The organism is Pantoea sp. B566 (assembly GCF_024793925.1).
Classification (GTDB): domain Bacteria; phylum Pseudomonadota; class Gammaproteobacteria; order Enterobacterales; family Enterobacteriaceae; genus Pantoea; species Pantoea ananatis.
Genome location: NZ_JANUQL010000003.1, coordinates 1,721,825 through 1,746,230, shown reverse-complemented (window position 1 = coordinate 1,746,230; position 24,406 = coordinate 1,721,825). Strand labels below are relative to the sequence as shown.

Below are 24,406 nucleotides of genomic sequence, written 5' to 3'. Positions count from 1 at the left end.
ATCACCCGTCGTAAAGTCCAGTGAGCGCCGTGATTACCTGAGTGTGTTAACTCTCAATATTCTTACCACTTTTAACGATTAATTTTATCTGAAAAACCATTTAGTCATTTTGGTTATTTGATATGTCGAAGGCGTATTTAATCGTTAATATAGCAGCCTGTACCCTTTCTTCTCTTCCGCTACTATTCGGTCCGGACTTCTGCTACTGGAATTTTTATCGCGATGACGACTCAGGCACCAGGCACAATGCTTCCGCTCTCTCCGGAGCAACTTGCTCGTTTACAGGCAGCAACGACAGATTTTTCCACCACTCAGATGGCCTGGCTCTCTGGCTATTTCTGGGGCATGGTCAATCAAACGCCAGGCCAGGCGGTTGCCAGCGCGCCTGCGCAGGCTGAAACCCCGGCGATTACGCTGCTCTCTGCTTCACAAACCGGCAATGCCCGCCGGGTAGCCGAGCAGTTACGCGATGACCTGCAGGCGGCAAAACTGACCGTGAATCTGGTCAACGCGGGCGACTTTAAATTTAAGCAGATTGGCCAGGAAAAAATTCTGATTGTCGTGACCTCGACGCAGGGCGAAGGCGAACCACCGGAAGAGGCCGTTGCGCTGCATAAATTCCTGATGTCTAAGAAAGCGCCCAAAATGGACGGCGCGGCCTTTGCCGTGTTTGGTCTGGGCGATACCTCCTATGAATTCTTCAGCAAAGCGGGCAAAGATTTTGACAGCCGCCTGGCCGAACTGGGTGCAGAACGACTGCTGGATCGGGTCGATGCGGATGTTGAATATGCCGAGCAGGCCAGCGCCTGGCGCGCGGCAATTACTGCTGCACTGAAAGAACGCGTACCGGCAGCGTCACCGGCCCAGAGTGCGGCAACCGTCGCCGGCAGCGTGAACGAAGTCTTTACCAGCCCTTACACTAAAGAGCAGCCGCTTAGTGCCAGCCTGGCGGTGAACCAGAAAATTACCGGGCGCGATTCGGACAAAGATGTGCGTCATATCGAGATCGACCTGGGCGATTCAGGGTTACGCTACCAGCCTGGTGATGCGCTGGGCGTCTGGTATGAGAATGACGCCGCGCTGGTTAACGAGCTGCTTGAACTGGTGTGGCTAAAAGGCGATGAGCCGGTTGAGGTGCAGGGCCAGACGTTACCGCTGGCAGAGGCGTTGCAGAAACATTTTGAGTTAACGGTCAATACGGCGCAAATCGTGGCGCAATATGCGAGCTTAGCGCGTAACGACGAACTGCTGTCACTGGTGGATGATAAAGCCAAACTGCAGCAGTATGCGCAACGCTATCCGATTGTTGATATGGTTCGTCTGGCACCAGCCCAACTGAGCGCAGAACAGTTATCCGGCTTGCTGCGTCCGTTAACGCCGCGTCTTTACTCTATCGCTTCGTCTCAGGCCGAAACCGATACCGAAGTACATATCACCGTGGGGGCCGTGCGCTTTGATATTGAAGGGCGCCCGCGCGGCGGCGGCGCTTCCACCTGGCTGGCGGATCGCATTGAAGAAGACGGTGAGGTGCGCGTGTTTATCGAACACAACGATAATTTTCGCCTGCCCGCCAACCCGGATGCACCGGTCATTATGATTGGGCCTGGCACAGGTATTGCGCCGTTCCGCGCCTTTATGCAGCAGCGCGAGAACGACGGCGCCAGCGGTAAAAACTGGCTATTCTTTGGCAATCCCCACTTTACTGACGATTTCCTGTATCAGGTGGAATGGCAGAAATACGTGAAAGATGGCCTGTTAACGAATATCGATCTGGCCTGGTCGCGCGATCAGGCCGAGAAAATTTACGTACAAGATAAAATCCGCGCTAAGGGTGCGGAGGTGTGGAGCTGGTTACAGGAAGGCGCGCACCTTTACGTCTGCGGCGACGCCAATCGTATGGCAAAAGACGTTGAGCAGGCATTACTGGATGTGGTGGTCGAACACGGCGCTATGGATCGTGAAACGGCTGACGAATTTTTAAGTGAGCTGCGCATTGAGCGCCGTTATCAGCGAGACGTTTACTAATGACTGAAAAATACCCTGGCCCGCTGGTGGTTGAAGGCAAACTCACCGACGCTGAGCGTTTAAAAAAAGAGAGCAACTACCTGCGCGGTACCATCCTTGAGGACCTCGACGAGGGCCTGACCGGTGGTTTCAGCGGCGATAACTTCCTGCTGATCCGTTTTCACGGCATGTATCAGCAGGATGACCGCGATATTCGTGCTGAACGTGCGGAGCAAAAACTTGAGCCTCGCCATGCGATGATGCTGCGCTGTCGTCTGCCGGGCGGGATCATTACGCCCACACAGTGGCTGGCGATTGATAAATTTGCTACCGATAAAACCCTTTACGGCAGCATCCGTTTGACCAACCGTCAGACTTTCCAGTTTCACGGCATTCTGAAGAAGAACGTGAAGCCGACGCACCAGATGCTGCACGAAGTGGGGCTGGATGCGCTGGCGACCGCGAATGACGTTAACCGTAACGTCCTCTGCACCTCAAACCCAGTGGAGTCTGAGTTGCATCAGGAAGCCTATGAGTGGGCCAAAAAGCTGTCGGAGCATCTGCTGCCGCAAACCCGCGCTTATGCCGAGATCTGGTGGGATCAGGAAAAAGTGGCCACCACCGACGAAGAGCCGATCCTGGGCCAGACCTACCTGCCGCGTAAGTTTAAAACCACGGTGGTGATTCCGCCGCATAACGATGTTGATCTGCACGCTAACGATCTGAACTTTATCGCGATTGCGGAAAACGGCAAGCTGGTGGGCTTTAACCTGCTGGTGGGCGGCGGCCTGTCTATCGAGCACGGTAATAAAGCCACCTACGCGCGTACCGCCAGCGAATTTGGCTACTTCCCGGTCGATAAGATCCTGGATGTGGCAGCAGCGGTAGTGACGACCCAGCGCGACTGGGGCAACCGTACCGATCGTAAAAACGCCAAAACCAAATACACGCTGGAACGCGTAGGCGTAGAGACGTTTAAGGCGGAAGTCGAGAAGCGCGCCGGTGTCACGTTTGCACCGACACGTCCTTACGAATTCACCACCCGTGGCGATCGCATTGGCTGGATCAAGGGCATTGATAACAAGTGGCATCTGACGCTGTTCATCGAAAACGGTCGTCTGCTGGATTATCCGGGACGTCCGCTGAAAAGCGGCGTGGCGGAAATCGCCAAAATCCATCAGGGCGATTTCCGTCTGACCGCCAACCAGAACCTGATTGTGGCAGGCGTGCCGGAAAGCCAAAAAGCGCAGATTGAAGCGATTGCCCGCGAACACGGCCTGATGGAAAACGTGACGGCCCAGCGGGAAAACTCGATGGCCTGCGTGGCGTTTCCAACCTGTCCGCTGGCGATGGCGGAGGCTGAACGTTTTCTGCCGTCTTTCGTGACGAAAGTCGAAGAGATCATGCACAGCCATGGCGTAGGCGAAGAGCACATAGTGTTACGCGTTACCGGTTGTCCGAACGGCTGTGGCCGTGCCATGCTGGCAGAAGTAGGCCTGGTGGGGAAAGCGCCGGGCCGTTACAACCTGCATATCGGGGGTAACCGCATCGGAACGCGCATTCCACGTATGTATCGCGAAAATATTACTGAAAGTGAAATTCTCGCCACACTTGATGAGCTGGTAGGTCGCTGGGCGAAAGAGCGCGAGGCCGCAGAAGGCTTTGGTGACTTCGTGATTCGGGCTGGCATTGTTACGCCGGTGTTGGATCCTGCGCGCGACTTCTGGCAGGAGGCAAAATGAGTATCGATCTTGCAGCACTGAATGAGATGTCGAAGGTCCAGCGCGCGATGGCGTTGGCGGCAACCAACGCCCAACTGGAAAAGGCCACGGCTGAAGAGCGTGTAAGCTGGGCTCTGGAAAATCTGCCGGGGGCTTACGTGCTCTCGTCCAGCTTTGGCATTCAGGCTGCGGTATCGCTGCATCTGGTGACGCGCGTACAACCGGATATTCCGGTCATCCTCACCGATACCGGCTATCTGTTTCCGGAAACCTACCGCTTTATTGATGAACTGGCTGACCAGCTTAACCTTAACCTGCAGGTGTTCCGGGCGGAAACCTCGCCAGCGTGGCAGGAAGCCCGCTACGGCAAGCTGTGGGAGCAAGGGGTAGAGGGCATTGAACAGTACAACCAGATCAACAAAGTTGAGCCGATGAATCGGGCGCTGGAAACCCTGGGCGCCCAAACCTGGTTTGCGGGCCTGCGACGCGATCAGTCAGGCAGCCGCGCTACATTGCCGGTACTGGGCGTGCAGCGCGGCGTGTTTAAAGTGCTGCCAATTATTGACTGGGATAACCGCCAGATTCATCAGTATCTGCAAACCCACAACCTGAAATACCATCCGCTGTGGGAGGAAGGCTATCTGTCTGTCGGAGATACGCACACCACGCGCAAGTGGGAGCCGGGGATGGCAGAAGAAGAAACGCGTTTCTTTGGCCTGAAACGTGAGTGCGGCCTGCACGAAGGCTAACTGACGCGCTTAGTTCTGGTAACGGGCGATCCTCTGGGGTCGCCCGTTTTGCTATGGCCTCTGTCATCGCCTCAGGGGAAGGATGTCGGCTGCGATCAAAACGCCGTCTCGACGCTGTCCACCACCCGGTATTCATCATCCACTAAGGGAAGATAACGCCATTTATCAAATGCCGTGCACGGATGAGAAATACCGCATCCGACCCAGTCTCCCGGCATCAGCGATTCATCGTCAGGCACGCGTAAATAGGCGTGCTGATCGTTAACCTCACTGATGTGCAGATGCGTGCCGGTTCGTGGCGCGGTGCCATCCGGCTGGCGAATCCACAAAGGCACGGGCAAATCCTGATCGAAAGGCACGTCCCGTCTGCCGAAATCCAGCAGCGCCAGACCAGATTCAGGGCGGGAAAGCACGCGCCCCCAGATTTCCAGGGCCGCTTCAAAATGGTGGTCAGCGCCGGGCTGGGAAAAAGGCGCAATACGCGAATAGAGCCCGCTGTCGTGTGCCATGTAGGCACCCGAGCGAATCAAAGGCTGAACCGGCAGCGGCAAAACGGCCTGGGTAAAACAGGCTGTCACCACATCAAACCACGCCCCCCCGCCTGCGCTGAGCAGAATCGTCTTGCTGTGGAACAGCTGGCGTTCAGCCAGCATTCTGGCGCAGTCCAGCATAACGTTGCAGTAGTGCTGAATTAACGCCACGCCAGCCGCATCCCGCCCGGCACCCAGCGCGCCTTCATAGCCTGCGATACCTACAAGATGAAGATGGCGACTTTGGGCGATGCGCTCAGCAATCGCCAGCACCTCCTCTTCGGTTCTGCATCCTGTTCTGCCGCCGGGAATCGACACTTCAATCAAGACCGCAATGGCCGTGTCGCCCAGGTTTTGCTCCAGCAGCGTAACGCCCGCCAGGGAGTCAACGTAACAGAGAAAGCCGTGGTCAGGATGCCGACGCTGCCATTCACCAATCCAGCGAATTCCGCCAGGATCGACACATTCGTTTGCCAGAAACACGTTGCGGATACCGAAATGGCGCAGGGCGCGCACCTGAGCAGGTGTTGCTGCGCTAATCCCCCACGCGCCGCCCTGGGTCACGGCCCGGCGTAAGACTGCCGGTGCCATTGAGGTTTTGCCATGTGCTGCCAGCATGACGCCTTTCTCCTGGCAAAACGCTGCTAACTGCCGCAGGTTGTTTTCCAGAGCGGACTGTTTCATTACCATGACGGGCGAAAAGACATCTTCACTACTCAGCACGGCGGTGCCGACCTTAAGGGGAGCATCGCCCTCACCGGCAACCGATTTAAAGCGGGGCGACGGCTGCGCAGTGTCCAGCTTCGCGTCTGCGATCAGCGGAAAATGTAAAGACATGGCGGCTCCTTAGTGCTCAAGCACGCGTGACAGAAACTGTTGCGTGCGCGGATTCTGCGGATGAACAAAAATGTCGTCCGGCTTACCCTGCTCAGCAATCACGCCCTGATCCATAAAAACAACGCGATCGGCTGTTTTCCGGGCAAACCCCATTTCGTGGGTTACCACCACCATTGTCATGCCCTCGCGCGCCAGCCCGCGCATCACTTCCATTACTTCACCGACTAATTCAGGATCGAGAGCGGACGTGGCTTCATCAAAGAACATGATTTTTGGCTGCACCGCCAGAGCGCGCGCAATGGCCACACGTTGTTGCTGTCCCCCGGAGAGCTGAGAAGGATAGTGATCGGCGCGGTCAGCCAGTCCAACGCGCTCCAGCGCTGCCATCCCGCGCGAATTCGCCTCGGCCACTGACAGTTTCTGCGCTTTTATCAGCGCCAGGGTGACATTGCCGAGGGCGGTTTTATGAGGAAACAGGTTGAACTGCTGGAACACCATCCCCACCTGACCACAAATATCACGATTGCGTTTTGGGTCGTGCAGCGGAACGTCGTTAACCCAAATTTCGCCGCCGTCGGCCTTTTCCAGACCACTCATGATCCGTAGTACGGTACTTTTACCGGAACCGGATGCGCCGATCAGCACCAGCACCTCTCCGGGCGAGACATCAAGGCTGATCTCTTTCAGAACTTGCGTAGCGCCAAATGACTTCGTAATCCGGCTCAGAGTAATGGCTGCATTTTTCATGATAACGAGTTCCTGGTTTGCTGATGCTGGACCCAGCGGGAAAGCGGAAAACAGATAACGAAATAGAGCAGGGCAACCAGACCATAAACCACTACGGGCTGTCCGATGCGATCGACGATGGCCTGGCCCTGATGCATCAGTTCCGACATGCCTATCATGCTGACGATAGAGGTATCTTTAATCAGCGACAGATACTGACCCACCAGCGGCGGCAATACGATGCCGCGTGTTTGCGGCAGAATCACGCTGGTGAAAGTCTGCCGCCTGGAGAGCCCAAGGATCCACGAAACTTCCCACTGTCCTTTCGGCACGGCTTCAATCCCGCCACGAAAAATCTCGGCAATGTAAGCGCCCTGATAAATGCTCAGGCCCAAAATGCCTGCGGCAAACAGGTTGATGTCATACCCGAAATAGGCCACGCCAAAGTAAATAAACATCAGCGTGATAAGCACGGGCGTGCCGCGAAACAGCTCGGTATAGATCACGGCAATTTGCCGGGCGACAGGGATGCGGCTGGTACGCAAAATCGCGGCCAGTAAACCCAGCAACGTGCTGCCCGCAATGGCAGCGACCGACAGCAATAACGTAATCACCAGACCGCGCCACAGGAGCGGCAGACTGCTGAGGATCAGTTCGCTCATTGGGCTGGCTCCCGTTTAATCGTATGGGAAAACATTCTTTTCGCCTGCATCCAGATGGGCCGTTTGACCGAGACAACCAGCGGCGGCATAAACAGTCGGCGTCCCGCGACATTGCCCAGCCAGGAAAACAGGTTACTGAGAAACAGATAGACCAGCGCGACGACGCTGAATGTCTGAATGTAGAGCAGCGTACGCGCATTGATGACCGTTGCAGTTCCCGTCAACTCCGGTAGCGCAATGGCTGACAGCAGTGAGGTGCCCAACAGTAGCTGAATCAGGTTGTTAATAATCGCGGGCCAGACGGCGCGCGCGGCCTGTGGCATGACCACGTTTAAAAATCGCTGGCGACGACTAATGCCAAGAATCCAGGCGGCTTCCAGCTGACCTTTGGGGACGGACTGAATACCGGCGCGAAAAACCTCAGCCAGATACGCACCGACGTTAATCCCCAGCGCCAGCACGCCCGCGGTAAAGGCGCTCATGGTAATGCCCAGCGAGGGAAGCCCGAAAAAGACGATAAAAATCTGCAGCAACACGGGCGTGTTACGAATAAATTCAACGTAGCCGTGGCTCAACCAGCGCAAAGGCGCAAAAGTCGCAGATTTCGCCAGCGCGGCCAGCAGTCCCAGTACCAGCGCCAGCATAAAAGCCAGCAACGTCACCTGAAGCGTTAACCAGGTCGCGGCGAGAAAGGTATCGGCATATTGCCAGAGTGTCAGCCATTGGTAGCGCATAGAAAGCCTCCTCAGGAGGACACAGGCGTGACCTGTGTCCTCTTCTGTCAGAACTGCGGATTCAGCGGATAGCGAGGCTTACTGCCAAACCATTTTTGGTAGAGCTGAGCGTTCTCACCTGATGCGTTAATTTCAAACAGGAATTCGTTGAGATAGTTCGTCCACACCTGATCGCCTTGCTTGACGCCGAACGCGTTGTATTCCAGCGGAACCAGGGCTTCATTAGTGACTTCCAGTGTTGGGTCGAGTTTGGCCTGATAGGCGAGGAAGTTATTATCTTCAATCATGGCATCTGCCTGACCCTGCTTCACGGCCAGAATTGCTGCCTGAGAGGAATCATATTCCTGGATCTTTACATCGATCCCCATGCTGCGAACTTCGTCGCCGTTGGTCGAGCCTTTGACCGTCGCGATGGTTTTTCCTGCCATGTCGTGGGCCGATTTGATTCCGCTTACTTTGCGAACCAGCATCGCTTCACTGGCCACCACGTAAGGCTGAGTAAAACCAATCTCTTTGGCGCGCTCCAGGTTGCGGGTGAAATTACAGAACACGACATCCACTTTATTGGTTTGCAGATTAGGAATGCGGTTAGCGCTGGTGGTGTTCACCATTTCGAGCTTTACCCCCATCGCTTTTGCCAGGGCTTTGGCCAGATCCACATCGTAACCGTCGGGATTACCGGCTTTATCGTAAAAACCGAAGGGCGCAAAGCTCAGGCAGTCACCCACCCGCAACGTGCCACGCTGAAGCACGGTTTGCAGCGTGGATGCCGGTGCGGCACCTGCGGTTTCATTTTTATTGTCCGTTGGCGTACAACCGGCCAGTGCCACCACGGTGAACAGGGCAGGCAGGAACCGGGTGAATACATTTTGCTGGAAAGTGGTATTCATATTTCTGCTCTCAAATAAAAGAGGGATATCACCAACATTATTAAATAATGTGGAGAGACGTTTTTTAATTATCACTTTTATACCGAATGCGTTTATTTCTGGCCGGGGAGATAAGAATCAGCTTTTATTTCCGTTCGGCATTAAAACACGTCATATCGACTTCGACTTTGCAATCCACAACCAGGTCCTGCACGCTGCAAATACGGGCGGGCGGGTTATCATGAAAAAGCTCACTAAACACTTTATTAAATGAGCTGAAGTAACGTGCATCCGTCAGGACCGCCGTCACATGCACCACATCCTGAATCCGATAGCCTGCTTCCTGCATAATGGTCAGACAGTTGTCGAAGGCCAGGCGCGTCTGCTCAATTATGCCGCCTTCAACGACCTCGCCGCCTTTCATTGGCGTCTGCCCGGAGATATACAGCCAGCCGTCGGCTTCTACCGCACGGGCAAAAGGCAGCTTTTGTCCTCCGGTACCGACACCGCCCTCTGTGCCATAGCGCTTGATTGTCATGCTTGTGCCCTTAGAATCATTCCTGTAGCTTGTCTGATATACCGGAATTAAATCTGCAATACCGGATAGGTCGAGATTTGCACAATGTTATTTCTTTTGCAATAGCCTGATCAGGGATTATTTTGATGCTTTACAACTGGCTTCACGAATATTTGTCATTAATGATAAGTTTTTTAAATAAATGGTGATGAAGATCTCTTTTTATCATTATTGAGTGCGCTCTTTTGGTGCCCTGATAAATAGCATGTCGCGAAAAAAAGAAAAGGCGGGATAGCGTGCGCGACCGTAGGTAAAACAAAGTGGGCTGTGTATGATGTATTACATCAACCTTAACGTGACGATCCCGGCAGGAGAATAAGGGTATGCAGGAAGATAAACCCGCCAGAGCACGTGGCGTGGACCGTGTGATCGCGATTTTTCGTCAGTTACACGTTGCCCGCCAGCCCATGGCGATGCGTGAACTGATCGAGGCGACGGGCGCGCCCCGCTCAAGCGTGTATGAACTGGTTAATCTGTTGAGTGAGGCGGGGCTGGTCGAAATTGATTCGGAAGGCAGTATCTATTTTGGTCGTGAAATGCACTATTACGGTGCGGATTATATGGCGCACAATCCCCTGATCCGTCGTGCCCATCAGTTAATGATCGAGATGGTTGCGGAGCATGGTGAAACCGTGCAGCTGTGTATGCTGGAAGGCAATAAATACACGGTGGTGCTGTCAGAGAGCAATGCCCATCCGTTCAAGATAACCTCCGATATCGGCGTTAAAATCCCGATTCCCTGGACAGCCACCGGCCGCTTGCTGCTGAGTAACTGGAGCGATGAGGCGATTTTGGCCCTGATCCCGGAAGAGGATTACCAGCTGGCGAACGGGAAGGTGCTGGATAAGCAGGACTTTCTGGCTGACATTCACCGGGCCGGGCATCTTGGCTACTCCATGACGGAAGGGCTGTCAGAGAGCTTTACCTGCTGTATGGCTGCGCCTATTCGCGCCCGCAACGATCTGGCGGTGGCGGCCATCTGTTTTATGGTAAGCCGGGATACACCAGAAGCGCGGCGTCAGATGCTGCTGAAAACCTTAATTAACGCGGGTCAGAAGCTGTCTGACTTTACCTGAGCCGACGGGCAAGTTGAAAGCAGCGCCGCGTGGGGAAACGGGGCGCCCGGCGCTGTTGGCTCAGGGGCTACAGGTCTTTCAGCCCCGCAAACGCATCGGCTGTGCGCGTCACGTTGACCTTTGTGACCTCATAATGGGCCACGGCGACAAAGGGATCTTCCGCCAGAATCGTATCCAGCCGGGCGCGATCCATGTCTCTTACCATGATCATGCCGCCCGTGCGGGGATCTTTGCGGCCGGCAGCAATAAACTCACCGTTGTCAAAATAGCGATCCAGCCACGTTATATGGGGTGCCAGCAGGGCTTCCACTTCCTCGATGGGCCGAAAATAACTCAGGTAAATGACATACATCGTCTGTCCTCACACTTTGGGGTTGGTTAACTCGCTCAGCAATGGCAGCAGCACTTTAACGCTGTCATGGGTACGAAGACCAATCCGGCCGGGTAGCCAGTGATCTAAAAAATCCAGATTATCGCGATCGGTCTGATGCCAGGTCGTGCCATCCGGGAAATGCCGGGAACGGGTGCGTTGCTGTTCACCATCCTTGCTGCCCAGGTTCCAGTTTCGCGCAGTGACATCAAGCAAAGGGAATCCTGCCGCGTCGAAAGGATTGATGCCCTGAAAATCAGTGCTCTTCATCTGACGACTGACGGCAGAAATGCCATAGCGGCGAGCCAGCAGTAAGGCGCGTTCGCTGGTCTGTTTACGCACGGCGCGCGGCGTGTTGATGCCGCTGTTGAAATAAAGGTGGTCGCCCGTAATCAGGCTGTTGAGATCGATCACCAGCAGCGTATTTTTTTTCTCTTTCTCACTCATGCGTGCCACATAGTCTTCCATGCCGTGCAACTGAGATTCGCTGGCGCTGAGCGCGACAAAGCGCACGCCATAATGGAGCGGTTTATGACTCATCTGCCGGGCCAGTTCCAGCATCACGCCAAGCCCGGATGCATTGTCATCAACGCCTTGCAAACGCAATCCGCCTTCGCTGCGCGCGGTTTCACTGCGGGTGAGCGGAATCCAGGTATCCAGGCTGGCGACAACCAGGATTTCCTGGGGCGCACTGCCTTCACGCGCGGCAATAACCGATGTCGCGGTAAGCTTATGCCAGCGCGAGGTGCCGTCATTTTCGCGCCAGGCATAGCCGGTATTAAACTGCCGGGTATTAGTTTCAAAACCGAGTTGGGTAAACTGCTGCTGCAGATAGTCGGCCGCCATCAGTTCAGCCGGGCTTCCGCTCATGCGGCCGGGAAAATAGGTGGCAATATGACGAACCTGTTGCTCAGCAAAGTGCCCGGTGAGGTCGGTCACGGCCTGAGCGCTGAAAATAATGCAGCCGCCAAGCAGTACGGCCAGGCGGAGAAAGGCAGACATGTCGGGTTCCTTGTGGATCATTCCGTAAAAGAGGGCCGTATTTTTTTGTGCCTAGTATGAAACTGTGACGGTGATTACACAATTTGAATCGTCCGGAAAGCCTCATAAGATCATTCGCTAAGCACATTTTGTTCTGAGCTTTTGCCGGGCGTTATTCCATTCGGTAACATCTCATTCCAATTCGTAATTTCATCTCAATAAACCTGTGAACGTATAGTCGCGATAACGCATCGTAACAACACTAGGGTTAACGTGGATTATTTGCCTCTTTTTGCCGATCTCGCAGGTCGACCCGTACTGGTCGTCGGCGGCGGAGATATCGCGGCGCGCAAGATTGAGCTGCTGCGTCGGGCCGGGGCGCGCATTCAAATCGCCTCACGCGAACTCTGCCCCGAGTTACAGGCTTTGCTGGATGAACAGCAGCTTGAATGGCTGGCCACGTTCTTTGAACCCGCTCAGCTCGACAAGGTCTTTCTGGTCATTGCCGCTACCGATGACAATGCGCTGAATGCGCAGGTCTATGACGAAGCGAATGCCCGCCACAAGCTGGTAAACGTGGTAGACGATCAGCCTAAATGCAGCTTTATTTTCCCCTCTATTGTTGATCGCTCGCCACTGGTCGTGGCGATCTCCTCCAGTGGCACCGCGCCGGTGCTGGCCCGCATGCTGCGCGAGAAACTCGAAACGCTGCTGCCATCCCATCTGGGCCAAATGGCCGAGCTGGCGGGTCAGTGGCGTGACAAAGTCAAAGCTCGCTTCAGCCGTATGTCCGATCGCCGTCGTTACTGGGAAAGAATATTTAATGGCCGTTTTGCCAGTCAGATGGCGACGGGCGACGTTACGGCCGCTAAACAGACGCTGGATAGCGAACTGGGCGATCAGCCGCCCCGACAGGGCGAAATTATTCTGGTTGGCGCGGGGCCTGGCGACAGCGGCCTGTTAACCCTGCGCGGACTGCAGGTGATGCAGCTGGCGGACGTGGTGCTCTACGATCATCTCGTCAGCGATGAGGTGCTCGATCTGGTCCGGCGCGATGCCGATCGTATCTGCGTAGGCAAGCGTGCCAGCGCCCATCTCCTGCCACAGGACGAAATTAACCAGTTGATGGTGCAGCTGGCGCAGAAAGGCAAACGTGTGGTGCGCCTTAAAGGCGGCGATCCCTTTATTTTTGGCCGCGGCGGCGAAGAGTTACAGGCGGCGCAGCAAGCGGGCATTCCATTCCAGGTCGTGCCTGGCGTAACGGCCGCCGCAGGGGCTACCGCTTATGCTGGCATTCCGCTGACGCACCGTGATTACGCACAAAGCGTGCTGTTTATCACCGGACACTGCCGTCCGGATGGCGATGATATTGACTGGCCATCCCTCGCGCGTGCCCGTCAGACGCTGGCGATTTACATGGGCGCTGTCAAGGCGGCTCACATCAGCCAGCAGCTTATTCTTCATGGGCGCGCCGCCTCAACACCGGTTGCGGTGATTGGGCGCGGTACCCGACCGGATCAACAGGTATTGACCGGCACACTCGAACATCTGGAGACGCTGGCAGCGTCAGCGCCTTCCCCGGCCCTGCTGGTGATTGGGGAAGTGGTTAATTTACACGGGCAACTGGCCTGGTTTCAGCATTCGGCACAGCAGGGGGCTCGCGAGTCCGCCGTTGTCAATCTGGCTTGAGAGGAAAAACGATGGACCAAAAACGACTCACTCATCTGCGCCAACTGGAGGCGGAGAGCATCCATATTATCCGCGAAGTGGCAGCCGAATTCGGCAATCCGGTCATGATGTATTCCATCGGCAAGGATTCCTCTGTCATGTTGCATCTGGCGCGTAAGGCCTTCTACCCAGGCACGTTGCCGTTCCCGTTGCTGCACGTGGACACCGGCTGGAAATTTCGCGAGATGTATGAATTCCGCGACCGCACCGTCAAAGCGATGGGCGCGGAGCTGTTGGTACATCGCAATCCCGAAGGGGTGGCGATGGGGATCAACCCCTTTGTGCACGGCAGCGCCAAGCACACCGACATTATGAAAACCGAAGGCCTGAAGCAGGCGCTGAACAAGTACGGCTTTGATGCGGCCTTCGGTGGCGCCCGTCGGGATGAAGAGAAGTCACGTGCCAAAGAGCGTATTTACTCGTTCCGTGACCGTTTTCACCGCTGGGACCCAAAAAATCAGCGCCCGGAACTGTGGCACAACTATAACGGCCAGATTAACAAAGGCGAGAGCATTCGTGTTTTCCCGCTGTCTAACTGGACCGAGCTGGATATCTGGCAATACATCTTCCTGGAAAACATTGAGATCGTGCCGCTTTATCTGGCCGCGCCGCGTCCCGTACTGGAACGTGATGGCATGTTGATGATGATCGATGACGATCGTATTAACCTCCAGCCAGGTGAAGTGATCAAACAGCGCATGGTTCGTTTCCGTACCCTTGGGTGCTGGCCGTTGACCGGTGCGGTGGAATCTGAAGCGCAAACCTTGCCTGAGATTATTGAAGAGATGCTGGTTTCCACCACCAGCGAGCGTCAGGGCCGTGTGATTGACCGCGATCAGTCCGGTTCGATGGAACTGAAAAAACGTCAGGGTTATTTCTAAGGAGACGCCAGATGAATACCGTAATTGCACAACAGATTGCCGAACAGGGCGGCGTTGAAGCCTGGCTGACCGCACAACAACATAAAAGCCTGCTGCGTTTTCTGACCTGCGGCAGCGTCGATGACGGCAAAAGTACGCTGATTGGCCGCTTGCTGCATGACACGCGTCAGATCTATGAAGATCAGCTGTCTTCATTACAAAGCGACAGCAAACGTCACGGCACCCAGGGCGAGAAACTGGATCTGGCGCTGCTGGTCGATGGTTTACAGGCCGAGCGCGAGCAGGGGATTACCATTGATGTCGCCTATCGCTATTTCTCCACCGAAAAGCGTAAGTTCATCATCGCCGACACGCCAGGCCATGAGCAGTACACCCGCAATATGGCAACGGGCGCATCAACCTGTGACCTGGCGATCCTGCTGATCGACGCCCGCAAAGGCGTACTGGATCAGACGCGTCGCCATAGCTTTATTTCGACGCTGCTGGGCATCAAGCATCTGGTTGTGGCGATAAACAAAATGGATCTGGTGGATTACCAGCAGTCTGTGTTTGAGCAGATCAAGCAGGATTACCTCGATTTTGCCGGCCAGTTGCCTGAAGATCTGGATATTCGCTTTGTGCCGATGTCGGCGCTGGAAGGCGAAAACGTCGCCTCACAGAGCCAGAGCATGCCGTGGTACAGCGGCCCGACGTTACTCGACGTTCTGGAAACCGTGGAGTTAAACGCGGTGGTGGATCACCAGCCGATGCGTTTCCCGGTGCAGTATGTTAATCGTCCCAATCTCGACTTCCGCGGTTATGCCGGCACGCTGGCCTCTGGCGTGGTGAAAGTAGGACAGCGCGTTAAAGTCCTGCCTTCAGGCGTGGAGTCCACCATTGCCCGCATTGTGACCTTTGATGGCGATCTGCAGGAAGCGGGAGCGGGCGAGGCCATTACGCTGGTCCTGAACGACGAAATCGATATCAGCCGTGGCGATCTGTTAGTGGACGCCAGCGCCGAGCTGCGCGCCGTTCAGTCCGCCACCGTCGATGTGGTGTGGATGGCCGAGCAGCCGCTTCAGGCCGGGCAGAGCTACGATGTAAAAATCGCCGGTAAGAAAGCCCGTGGGCGAGTGGAAAAGGTCATTCACCAGGTTGAGATTAATTCACTGGAGAAACGGCAGGTGGACAATCTGCCGCTGAACGGGATTGGCCTTGCTGAGTTTACGTTTGATGAGCCGCTGGTGCTTGACAGCTATCAGCAAAATCCCGTAACCGGCGGCATGATCATTATTGACCGTCTGAGTAACGTCACCGTAGGCGCGGGGCTGATTCATGAGCCACTGAACGATCGGCCGCAGCACAACGGCGAGTTCAGCGCGTTCGAACTCGAGCTTAATGCACTGGTCCGTCGCCACTTCCCGCACTGGAATGCGCGCGATCTGCTGGGCGGTCAGTAATGGCCCAACACGATGAAAACGTAGTATGGCATGACCATCCGGTTACGCGGCAGGCACGCGAACAGCAACATGGCCATCAGGGCGTGGTACTGTGGTTTACCGGCCTTTCGGGGTCCGGTAAATCCACCGTTGCGGGGGCGCTGGAGCAGGCGCTACACCGCATCGGTGTCAGCACCTATCTGCTGGACGGCGATAATGTCCGTCACGGGTTGTGTCGCGATCTGGGCTTTAGCGATGAACATCGTAAAGAGAATATCCGCCGTGTAGGCGAGGTGGCCAAACTAATGGTGGATGCCGGTTTGGTCGTCCTTACCGCCTTTATCTCACCGCACCGTGCCGAGCGCCAGATGGTGCGCGATCTGCTGGACAGCGACCGGTTTATCGAGGTTTTTGTCGATACGCCGCTGGCAGTGTGTGAAGCGCGCGATCCTAAAGGGTTGTACAAAAAAGCCCGTGCAGGCGAGTTACAGAATTTCACCGGAATAGACAGCGTTTATGAAGCGCCGGACCAGCCAGAAATCTGGCTTAACGGGGAACAATTGGTTACAAAACTGACGGCCCAATTGTTAGATCTGCTGCGTCAGCGCGATATTATCAGTTCCTGAACAGACAGCGGCAAAGCGCCTTTCGTTTTGCCGCCTTCGCGTTGACAGGATATTTATGCAGAACATTACTCCCATGCTGGCACGCAAAGACCACCGTACACCGGATGAGCCTCGTTCCGTCCTTCCTGGAGGCGTCATTGGCTTTATCTGTTACTGGTGCGCGCTTGCCATACCTTTCCTGTTGTACGGCTCCAGCACGCTGTTTTTCTTCCTCTACACGTGGCCCTTTTTCCTGGCACTGTTTCCCGTTTCCGTTCTCACAGGAATGGTATTGAATACCTGGCTCCGTGGGCAACTGCTCTGGACCGTTCTGATCTGCGTTGCTGCGGTGGCCTGTCAGTTCTGGTTACTGTTCCTGTTTCTGTCCCGCTGGTAAGGACACTGATGTCCAAACGCAGCAGCAGGTTACAAAAGTTTTCCTGCTTTGCGTCCGATCTTTTCCTGCCTTTTTTGTCTGCATAAACGGCATTGCACGCCATTTTTACTGCCAGTGTGGAGTCCTGGGTAAAGTTATGGGATGATTGGGCCGTTTTTAGGGGGCGGGATGGGAAAACTGACGTTACTGCTGTTGGTGCTGTTGGGTTGGCTGCAATATTCATTGTGGCTGGGTAAGAACGGCATCCATGACTTTACGCGCGTCAACGATGACGTTGCGGTACAAAAGGCGAATAACGCCAAATTGAAAATGCGCAACGATCAACTCTTTGCCGAAATTGACGATCTCAATGGCGGCTCTGAAGCGATTGAGGAACGCGCACGCAGCGAATTAGGCATGATTAAGCCTGGTGAAACCTTCTATCGTCTGGTCCCTGACCAGAACAAACGCAACGCGCAACAAGCCGCGCAAAACCAACAACGATAAAACATGAACAATCGGTCCCACTCTGCGGATGTGATTGCCGTTGTGCCCGCTGCCGGTATCGGCAGCCGCATGCAGGCAACCTGCCCTAAACAGTATCTGACGATTGGTCAGCACACCCTTCTGGAACACAGCATTGCCCGTCTGTTTTCCCATCCAGCTGTCTCGCAGGTTATCGTCGCGTTAAGCCCAGACGATCGGCACTTTGCTGCTTTGCCTCTGGCAGACGATCCGCGCGTGATTTGCGTCACCGGAGGCGATACGCGCGCGGAGTCGGTTCTGGCCGGCCTGCAGGCAGCTCAGGGTGCCAGCTGGGTGCTGGTTCACGATGCGGCACGGCCTTGCCTGCATCCTGACGACCTGGATCGTCTGCTGCAGTTGCGGGAAACCAGCAAAACGGGCGGCATTCTGGCGGCGCCCGTGTGTGACACCATGAAACGCGGCGAGCCTGGTCAGGCGGCGATTGCGCACACTGTCGATCGCGACAACCTGTGGCACGCTTTAACCCCGCAATTTTTCCCCCGGGCCTTACTGACGGCCAGCCTGATGCGAGCCTTGAACGAAGGGGCGACCATTACCGACGAAGCCTCGGCGCTGGAGTACTGCGGTTATCATCCTGAGCTGGTAACAGGCCGTAGCGACAACATCAAAGTTACCCGCCCGGAAGACTTAGCCCTGGCGGCTTTTTATCTCAGTCAGATTCAGTCAAAGGAGAGCACATAATGCGTATCGGTCACGGTTTTGACGTTCACGCCTTCGGTGGAGAAGGTCCGCTGGTGATTGGCGGTGTGCGAATCCCATTTGAGTATGGCTTTATTGCCCATTCCGATGGTGATGTGGCGCTGCATGCGCTCACCGATGCGCTGTTGGGCGCGGTGGCCATGGGCGATATCGGCAAGCTGTTCCCGGACACCGATCCAGTGTTCAAAGGCGCGGACAGCCGCGGGCTGTTGCGTGAAGCATGGCGTCGCATTGAGGCTAAAGGCTACTGCATTGGCAACGTCGATGTCACGCTGATTGCCCAGGCACCTAAAATGCTGCCGCACGTGCCGCAAATGCGCATTAACATTGCCGAAGATCTGGGCTGCCACATGGACCAGGTTAACGTTAAAGCCACCACCACCGAGAAACTCGGTTTTACCGGTCGGGGTGAAGGTATTGCCTGTGAAGCGGTGGCCTTACTGTTGAAAGTGGAACCGGCATGACGCTGCACTACCTGCAGGGTACGCCAAAGGCGACAGGCGTGATTAAAGCGACACCGGAAGATTTCGTGGTCGTGGAAGATTTGGGTTATCAGCCGGATGGCGAGGGTGAGCACGTGCTGGTGCGCATTCGCAAAAGCGGCGCCAATACCCGTTTTGTTGCCGAAGCCCTGGCGAAGTTTATGAAGGTCAGCGTACGCGACCTGAGCTATGCGGGCATGAAAGATCGCCATGCGGTCACGGAACAGACGCTTTGCTTTCGCGTCCCCGGCAATTCCATGCCCGTTCTGGCGGGGTTTGCGCTGGACGGCGTTGACATACTTGAGGTGGTGCGCCATAAGCGCAAGCTGCGCATCGGCGCCCTGGCGGGAAATGCATTCCGGCTGGTGATCCGGCAGGTCAGCCATCGTGAGGAAACCGAGGCGCGGCTGGTTAGCATCCGTGATAACGGCGTGCCCAACTATTTTGGCGAACAACGCTTTGGCCGCAACGGCAATAACCTGGTGACGGCGGCAAAGTTAGCGCGGAACGAGATTCAGATACGCGATCGCAGCAAGCGCGGACTGATGCTCTCTGCGGCGCGCAGTGCGCTGTTTAATCAGGTCACCAGCATGCGTTTAGCGCAGCAGGGCGGATTAACCCAGGTTATGAACGGGGATGCACTGCAGCTTACCGGTCGCGGCAGCTGGTTCGTTGCCCAGCCGGAAGATCTGGCCGAGCTGCAGACGCGTGTTAATCAGCATGCGCTTCGCATTACGGCACCGTTACCGGGGCAGGGCGAGCCCGGCCCTCAGGCGGATGCGCTGGCTTTTGAACAGCAGTGCCTGGCCGATGCCGGTGAGCTGCGCGGTCTGCTTGAGCGTGAGCGCGTGGATGCCGGGCGCCGGGCGATGCTGGTGGTTCCGCGCGACCTGCGCTGGCGCTGGCAGGATGAGGCCACGCTGGAGATGCAATTCTGGCTGCCCGCAGGCAGCTTTGCCACCAGCGTTGTCCGGGAGTTGCTCAACAGCACCGAGTTACTTGATATGCCTGACGAATAAGCCGCGACGTCGCCTGTGTATCAGAACCGGCCTCGTCGCCAGGCTGCCAACGAGCCGCGTAGGCGGCCCGTTGGCATGGCAGTATGCGTATTTCACTGTTCCAGATGCTTTAACATCGTAGCGACCTTGCTCTTTTCCTGCCCGTTCGTTTGATTTTCGCCTACCACTTCCTCTCGCTCACCGCTAGAATGCAAAAGTCGCTGTCCACTCTTAACTTGTTGCCATGCCTCAAAACAGGTCCATATAACGGCGGCCCGGTTGAACAGAAAAGGTCAGAATTAAATGCGGATATTGCTCAGCAACGATGATGGCATCCACGCGCCTGGTATTCAGACGCTGGCAAAGGCTTTGCGTCAATTTGCCGAGGTGCAGGTTGTGGCACCGGATCGTAATCGCAGTGGTGCCTCTAACTCATTGACGCTGGAAACCCCGTTGCGCACCTTTACCCATGACAATGGGGATATTGCCGTGCAAATGGGGACGCCCACCGATTGCGTTTATTTGGGCGTGAATGCGCTTATGCAGCCCCGGCCAGACATCGTGGTGTCAGGCATTAATGCCGGCCCCAATTTGGGGGATGATGTGATCTATTCCGGTACGGTAGCGGCCGCAATGGAGGGCCGCCATCTGGGATTGCCCGCCGTGGCGGTATCGCTAAATGGCCAGCTGCACTATGACACTGCCGCGGCAGTGACCTGTGCCATTCTTAAAGCGCTGACGCAACAACCGCTGCGCACCGGACGCATCTTAAATATCAACGTGCCCGATTTGCCTCTGGCTGAAATAAAGGGCATTCGCGTCACGCGCTGCGGCAGCCGTCATCCGGCCGATCGGGTGATTGCGCAAACCGACCCTCGTGGTAATCCGCTGTACTGGATTGGACCGCCCGGTGAAAAACTGGATGCGGGCCCTGAGACTGACTTTGCCGCCGTGGATGAGGGTTATGTGTCAGTGACTGCATTGCACGTCGATCTGACTGCGCATAATGCGCAGGCTGTTCTCAGCACCTGGCTGGCCAACGCTGAGGTACACCTGGCATGGTAAGTCGGCGTATTGAGACATTGCTGTCACAGCTGCGTCAACAGGGCATTAAAGATGAGCACCTGTTAAAAGCCATTGCCGATGTCCCGCGCGAACGCTTTATTGATGAAGCCTTCGAGCACAAAGCCTGGGACAACATGGCGCTGCCCATCGGGTCCGGTCAAACCATCTCGCAGCCCTATATGGTGGCACGCATGACCGCGTTGCTGGCGCTGACAGAGCACGCGCGCGTGCTGGAGATTGGCACCGGTTCCGGCTACCAGACCGCCATCCTCGCCCACCTGGTTGAACACGTTTACTCGGTCGAGCGCATTAAAGGCCTGCAGTGGCAGGCCAAACGGCGCCTGAAACAGCTTGATTTACACAATGTTTCAACCCGACACGGCGATGGCTGGCAGGGTTGGCCGTCTCGTGGCCCTTTTGATGCCATTATCGTTACCGCGGCACCGCCTGAAATTCCGATTGCGCTGATAGCGCAACTGGCGGAAGGCGGCATTATGGTGCTGCCCGTAGGTGAGGAGCAGCAGGTGTTAAAGCGTCTGCGCCGCCGCGGCAATGAGATTACAGAAGAAACCATTGAGCCGGTCCGTTTCGTTCCCTTAGTTCAGGGCGATCTGGCCTGACTGCCTTGTTAGCATTTCTTCATAACTGTTTCATGGAATCAGGTAGTTGATATTGCTACTATCCAGTTCATTCAACGAAAATCCAGCGTTTAACGTGCCGCACAGTGTATTGTGCTGGTGAGACGAGTAAGTCAGTTTTTTAAAGGTTGCCACCACGGGGGATTAATGAGCACGGGAAGCACAATTTTTCAGTTACGCCGTCTGGCGGCGCTTTCACTGGTGAGTTTTTGGCTGGCAGGCTGTAGTTCAGGCGATAATACTCAGGCGCCGATAAGCAATATCGGCGACAGCAACAGCGTTAATGACAACAGTAATATGGCTGGCTCTGGTACTGCGCCAGCCACCGGCGGCGTGCCCTCTGTGCCACCGCAGGGCGGAATGTTAAGCCGTAGTACACCTTTACCGCAGAACAATTCGGGAATCATTAGTGCCAATAATAATAATGTGCAAACTGAAAATGGCCGGATTGTGTACAACAGAAGTTATCAGAATATTCCTAAAGGTAGCTATTCTGGCCAGACCTACACCGTAAAACGTGGGGATACCTTGTTCTATATCGCCTGGATTACGGGCAATGACTTCCGCGATTTAGCGCAGCGCAACAATGTTCAGGCCCCTTACAGCCTGAATGTGGGACAGACGCTACAGGTTGACAACGGCTCGGGTCAGCCCATTACCGGTGGCAACGCCATCACCGCTGCAGATGCAACGCAAAGCGGCGTTGTGAGTGCACCACAAATAAAACAGGCCCCTGTTGCACAGCAGCCTGTTATTACGTATTCTGATGATTCGGGTGAATCGAGTGGCAGCAAATTGTTGCCTTCGAAGGGAGCAAATGTTGCAACGACAACAGCTCCAGCCGTTACCGCACCGCCTACGGTTAGCAGTACAACTAACAGTTCAACCCCTGTGGGAAGCTGGCGTTGGCCAACTGAAGGTAAGATCATCGATAACTTCTCTGCCGCCGAGGGTGGCAATAAAGGCATCGATATCGCAGGTTCGCGCGGACAGCCAATTGTAGCCACTGCTTCAGGAAGGGTGGTTTACGCAGGCAATGCGCTTCGTGGTTACGGTAATTTAATCATCATTAAACACAATGATGATTACCTGAGTGCCTACGCCCATAACGATACAATGCTGGTCCGGGAACAACAGGAAGTTAAGGCTGGGCAAAAGATCGCTACCATGGGTAGCACCGGAACCAGTTCAGTTAGATTACACTTTGAAATTCGTTACAAGGGGAAATCCGTAAACCCGTTGCGTTATTTGCCGCAGCGATAATCCGGCAGAGTCCTCAGGAATCTGCCCTGGAATCACGGGTAGGAGCCACTTATGAGCCAGAATACGCTGAAAGTAAACGAGTTACATGAGAACGCGGAATTCGAAGAGAATGGAGCAGAGATTTTTGATGAGAAGGCACTCGTTGAAAATGAATCTGGCGACAATGATGTAGCAGAAGAGGAGTTGCTGGCGCAGGGTGCGACGCAACGTGTACTTGATGCTACTCAACTCTATCTTGGGGAGATTGGCTATTCTCCATTGCTGACGGCAGAGGAAGAAGTTCTTTTTGCTCGCCGCGCATTACGAGGTGATATTCCTTCTCGTCGCCGCATGATCGAAAGTAACTTACGCCTGGTGGTTAAGATTGCCCGACGTTACAGCAATCGCGGTCTGGCTCTGCTGGACCTGATTGAAGAAGGTAACCTCGGCCTGATCCGCGCCGTTGAAAAGTTTGATCCAGAACGTGGATTCCGCTTCTCAACGTATGCCACCTGGTGGATTCGTCAGACCATTGAACGGGCAATCATGAACCAGACCCGTACAATTCGTTTGCCAATCCATATTGTTAAAGAACTGAACGTTTATCTGCGTACTGCGCGTGAACTTTCTCACAAGCTTGACCATGAGCCGAGTGCGGAAGAAATTGCAGAACAACTGGATAAACCGGTTGATGACGTTAGTCGTATGTTGCGTCTCAACGAACGCATTACCTCAGTTGATACTCCACTGGGAGGGGATTCTGAGAAAGCGCTGCTGGATATTCTGGCCGATGAAAAAGACAACGGCCCAGAAGACACTACGCAAGATGACGATATGAAACAAAGTATCGTTAAATGGTTGTTCGAACTGAACGCTAAGCAGCGCGAAGTGTTGGCTCGTCGTTTCGGCCTGTTGGGCTATGAAGCGGCAACGCTCGAAGATGTTGGCCGTGAAATCGGTTTAACCCGCGAGCGTGTGCGTCAGATTCAGGTTGAAGGTTTGCGCCGTCTGCGTGAAATCCTGCAGGGTCAGGGCCTCAGCATTGAAGCACTGTTCCGCGAATAAGCCGTCACAGAGCACATCAACAGAAAGCGATGGTTAACCCCATCGCTTTTTTTTTATCTGCGTGTTATGCCTCTGCCCGCAGGGCAAAATACTCGCCTGACAAAAAACAGGGCCGACGGGCCGCATCTTTTGTCAGGCACAATGTTACATCCTCCGGAAAACCGCGCTGTATCAGTTCTGCTGCTGACGAACAGTGAAACAGCGCCGTGAAATCCTGCAACTGATGAGCGTGCCAGGCTGCGACAGCGGTCTGTGCTTCCGGTGACAGCGAGTTTCGCTCAAGTGCGGCAATGATCCCCCCGGCAACCACATAGTCCTCAATACAGGGGCGAAGGCTCCCGTCCGGCCAACGTTCGCCGCAGGGGACAATCAAAAGACGTTTAAAGGGGCGGCAGGCCTCGGCGGTGGCAGTGAGGTTTCTCAGACAGCCTGTCAGCACGGGCACGCCCCACTCTCGTGCCCGGAAGCAGGTCGCGGAGCCATTAGGGGAGGGCAGTACCAACCTTTCACCAGGGCGAACGCTGAGCAACGTTCGGGGCGACAGGCTGTAGCCTTCGCCACCGAATCGCCTGTCGCTGTTCGCCGCGACAGCACCGACGGACTGCGCATAATGGACGACAGTCTGATCTTTCCAGGGATAGGGATACACGCGTGCCCCGTTCTCCACGGCAAGACTGACGCAGGTGGAAAAGGACATCACATCCACTATCACAATGGCATCCACATTGCCGGCAAGATGATCCAGTGCGGCGATGCCCCATTCGAGACGAATTGCAAACGCGTCCTGACTGTACCAGTGCATAAGCTGTTCCTGAAGTGTGAGGATA

Annotated in this window: 26 protein-coding genes; 17 read left to right on the top strand and 9 right to left on the bottom strand. The window is 55.3% G+C overall.

What is annotated here, in order from left to right:
- Positions 1 to 222 precede the first annotated feature (222 nt).
- The 3 genes from cysJ to NYE92_RS09720 are packed head-to-tail and all read left to right on the top strand — an operon-like array spanning position 223 to position 4,474.
- The gene (gene cysJ / locus NYE92_RS09730; protein ID WP_210452010.1) at positions 223 to 2,025 is read left to right on the top strand and encodes an NADPH-dependent assimilatory sulfite reductase flavoprotein subunit; all 1,803 of its coding nucleotides are present in this window, start codon (positions 223 to 225) and stop codon (positions 2,023 to 2,025) included.
- Positions 2,025 to 3,746, top strand: a complete 1,722-nt coding sequence (cysI, locus tag NYE92_RS09725) for an assimilatory sulfite reductase (NADPH) hemoprotein subunit (RefSeq protein WP_014594442.1) — start codon at positions 2,025 to 2,027, stop codon at positions 3,744 to 3,746. Before cysJ ends, cysI begins: the two co-directional genes overlap by 1 nt.
- Positions 3,743 to 4,474, top strand: a complete 732-nt coding sequence (locus tag NYE92_RS09720) for a phosphoadenylyl-sulfate reductase (protein ID WP_014594441.1) — start codon at positions 3,743 to 3,745, stop codon at positions 4,472 to 4,474. Before cysI ends, NYE92_RS09720 begins: the two co-directional genes overlap by 4 nt.
- A 95-nt stretch (positions 4,475 to 4,569) precedes the next feature.
- On the opposite strand, the gene NYE92_RS09715 is transcribed toward NYE92_RS09720, so the two are convergent.
- The 6 genes from NYE92_RS09715 to NYE92_RS09690 form a co-directional block, all read right to left on the bottom strand.
- Positions 4,570 to 5,841: an alanine racemase gene (locus NYE92_RS09715; RefSeq protein WP_028715724.1), complete on the bottom strand. Its 1,272-nt coding sequence runs from the start codon at positions 5,839 to 5,841 to the stop codon at positions 4,570 to 4,572.
- Positions 5,842 to 5,850: 9 nt separating this feature from the next.
- A complete protein-coding gene (locus NYE92_RS09710; RefSeq protein ID WP_013026933.1) occupies positions 5,851 to 6,588 on the bottom strand; it encodes an amino acid ABC transporter ATP-binding protein in 738 nt (245 codons plus the stop codon).
- Entirely contained in the window at positions 6,585 to 7,229 is a 645-nt protein-coding gene (locus tag NYE92_RS09705) for an amino acid ABC transporter permease (RefSeq protein WP_013026932.1), read from the bottom strand. Before NYE92_RS09705 ends, NYE92_RS09710 begins: the two co-directional genes overlap by 4 nt.
- Entirely contained in the window at positions 7,226 to 7,963 is a 738-nt protein-coding gene (locus NYE92_RS09700; RefSeq protein WP_259018904.1) for an amino acid ABC transporter permease, read from the bottom strand. The genes NYE92_RS09705 and NYE92_RS09700 overlap by 4 nt, the downstream gene beginning before the upstream one ends.
- Positions 7,964 to 8,010: 47 nt before the next feature.
- On the bottom strand, positions 8,011 to 8,853 hold the full coding sequence (locus NYE92_RS09695; RefSeq protein ID WP_013026930.1) for a transporter substrate-binding domain-containing protein: 843 nt from the start codon (positions 8,851 to 8,853) through the stop codon (positions 8,011 to 8,013).
- A 124-nt stretch (positions 8,854 to 8,977) separates the two neighbouring features.
- Entirely contained in the window at positions 8,978 to 9,370 is a 393-nt protein-coding gene (locus NYE92_RS09690; RefSeq protein ID WP_013026929.1) for a RidA family protein, read from the bottom strand.
- Between the two features lie 362 nt (positions 9,371 to 9,732).
- Here NYE92_RS09690 and NYE92_RS09685 point away from each other — a divergent pair, with 362 nt between their 5' ends.
- Entirely contained in the window at positions 9,733 to 10,485 is a 753-nt protein-coding gene (locus NYE92_RS09685; RefSeq protein ID WP_013026928.1) for an IclR family transcriptional regulator, read from the top strand.
- A gap of 67 nt (positions 10,486 to 10,552) precedes the next feature.
- Here the strand turns inward: NYE92_RS09685 and NYE92_RS09680 are convergent, their stop codons facing one another.
- The gene (locus NYE92_RS09680) at positions 10,553 to 10,837 is read right to left on the bottom strand and encodes a YciI family protein (protein ID WP_013026927.1); all 285 of its coding nucleotides are present in this window, start codon (positions 10,835 to 10,837) and stop codon (positions 10,553 to 10,555) included.
- 9 nt (positions 10,838 to 10,846) lie between these two features.
- A complete protein-coding gene (locus NYE92_RS09675; protein ID WP_259018903.1) occupies positions 10,847 to 11,857 on the bottom strand; it encodes an aminopeptidase in 1,011 nt (336 codons plus the stop codon).
- 252 nt (positions 11,858 to 12,109) lie between these two features.
- Here NYE92_RS09675 and cysG point away from each other — a divergent pair, with 252 nt between their 5' ends.
- The 13 genes from cysG to rpoS all read left to right on the top strand — a co-directional run bounded on the left by cysG (position 12,110) and on the right by rpoS (position 23,579).
- Entirely contained in the window at positions 12,110 to 13,525 is a 1,416-nt protein-coding gene (gene cysG, locus NYE92_RS09670) for a siroheme synthase CysG (RefSeq protein ID WP_259018902.1), read from the top strand.
- An 11-nt stretch (positions 13,526 to 13,536) separates the two neighbouring features.
- A complete protein-coding gene (gene cysD / locus NYE92_RS09665) occupies positions 13,537 to 14,445 on the top strand; it encodes a sulfate adenylyltransferase subunit CysD (protein WP_006120739.1) in 909 nt (302 codons plus the stop codon).
- Between the two features lie 11 nt (positions 14,446 to 14,456).
- Positions 14,457 to 15,884, top strand: coding sequence for a sulfate adenylyltransferase subunit CysN (cysN, locus tag NYE92_RS09660; RefSeq protein WP_013026923.1), 1,428 nt, complete (start codon positions 14,457 to 14,459; stop codon positions 15,882 to 15,884).
- Positions 15,884 to 16,489: an adenylyl-sulfate kinase gene (gene cysC / locus NYE92_RS09655; protein WP_013026922.1), complete on the top strand. Its 606-nt coding sequence runs from the start codon at positions 15,884 to 15,886 to the stop codon at positions 16,487 to 16,489. Before cysN ends, cysC begins: the two co-directional genes overlap by 1 nt.
- Before the next feature lie 55 nt (positions 16,490 to 16,544).
- On the top strand, positions 16,545 to 16,865 hold the full coding sequence (locus NYE92_RS09650) for a DUF3561 family protein (RefSeq protein ID WP_013026921.1): 321 nt from the start codon (positions 16,545 to 16,547) through the stop codon (positions 16,863 to 16,865).
- A gap of 168 nt (positions 16,866 to 17,033) precedes the next feature.
- The gene (ftsB, locus tag NYE92_RS09645; protein WP_024471451.1) at positions 17,034 to 17,351 is read left to right on the top strand and encodes a cell division protein FtsB; all 318 of its coding nucleotides are present in this window, start codon (positions 17,034 to 17,036) and stop codon (positions 17,349 to 17,351) included.
- A gap of 3 nt (positions 17,352 to 17,354) precedes the next feature.
- On the top strand, positions 17,355 to 18,071 hold the full coding sequence (gene ispD / locus NYE92_RS09640; protein ID WP_014594431.1) for a 2-C-methyl-D-erythritol 4-phosphate cytidylyltransferase: 717 nt from the start codon (positions 17,355 to 17,357) through the stop codon (positions 18,069 to 18,071).
- A complete protein-coding gene (ispF, locus tag NYE92_RS09635) occupies positions 18,071 to 18,553 on the top strand; it encodes a 2-C-methyl-D-erythritol 2,4-cyclodiphosphate synthase (RefSeq protein WP_259018901.1) in 483 nt (160 codons plus the stop codon). Before ispD ends, ispF begins: the two co-directional genes overlap by 1 nt.
- Entirely contained in the window at positions 18,550 to 19,590 is a 1,041-nt protein-coding gene (gene truD / locus NYE92_RS09630; RefSeq protein WP_259018900.1) for a tRNA pseudouridine(13) synthase TruD, read from the top strand. Before ispF ends, truD begins: the two co-directional genes overlap by 4 nt.
- A gap of 282 nt (positions 19,591 to 19,872) precedes the next feature.
- Entirely contained in the window at positions 19,873 to 20,634 is a 762-nt protein-coding gene (gene surE, locus NYE92_RS09625) for a 5'/3'-nucleotidase SurE (protein ID WP_014594429.1), read from the top strand.
- A complete protein-coding gene (locus NYE92_RS09620; RefSeq protein ID WP_014605172.1) occupies positions 20,628 to 21,254 on the top strand; it encodes a protein-L-isoaspartate(D-aspartate) O-methyltransferase in 627 nt (208 codons plus the stop codon). Before surE ends, NYE92_RS09620 begins: the two co-directional genes overlap by 7 nt.
- Positions 21,255 to 21,419: 165 nt before the next feature.
- Entirely contained in the window at positions 21,420 to 22,535 is a 1,116-nt protein-coding gene (nlpD, locus tag NYE92_RS09615) for a murein hydrolase activator NlpD (RefSeq protein ID WP_013026914.1), read from the top strand.
- A 51-nt stretch (positions 22,536 to 22,586) separates the two neighbouring features.
- Positions 22,587 to 23,579: an RNA polymerase sigma factor RpoS gene (gene rpoS, locus NYE92_RS09610; protein WP_013026913.1), complete on the top strand. Its 993-nt coding sequence runs from the start codon at positions 22,587 to 22,589 to the stop codon at positions 23,577 to 23,579.
- Between the two features lie 64 nt (positions 23,580 to 23,643).
- Here the strand turns inward: rpoS and NYE92_RS09605 are convergent, their stop codons facing one another.
- Complete coding sequence (locus tag NYE92_RS09605; RefSeq protein WP_072139000.1) at positions 23,644 to 24,381, bottom strand: 2-phosphosulfolactate phosphatase; 738 nt, start codon at positions 24,379 to 24,381, stop codon at positions 23,644 to 23,646.
- Between the last annotated feature and the right edge of the window lie 25 nt (positions 24,382 to 24,406).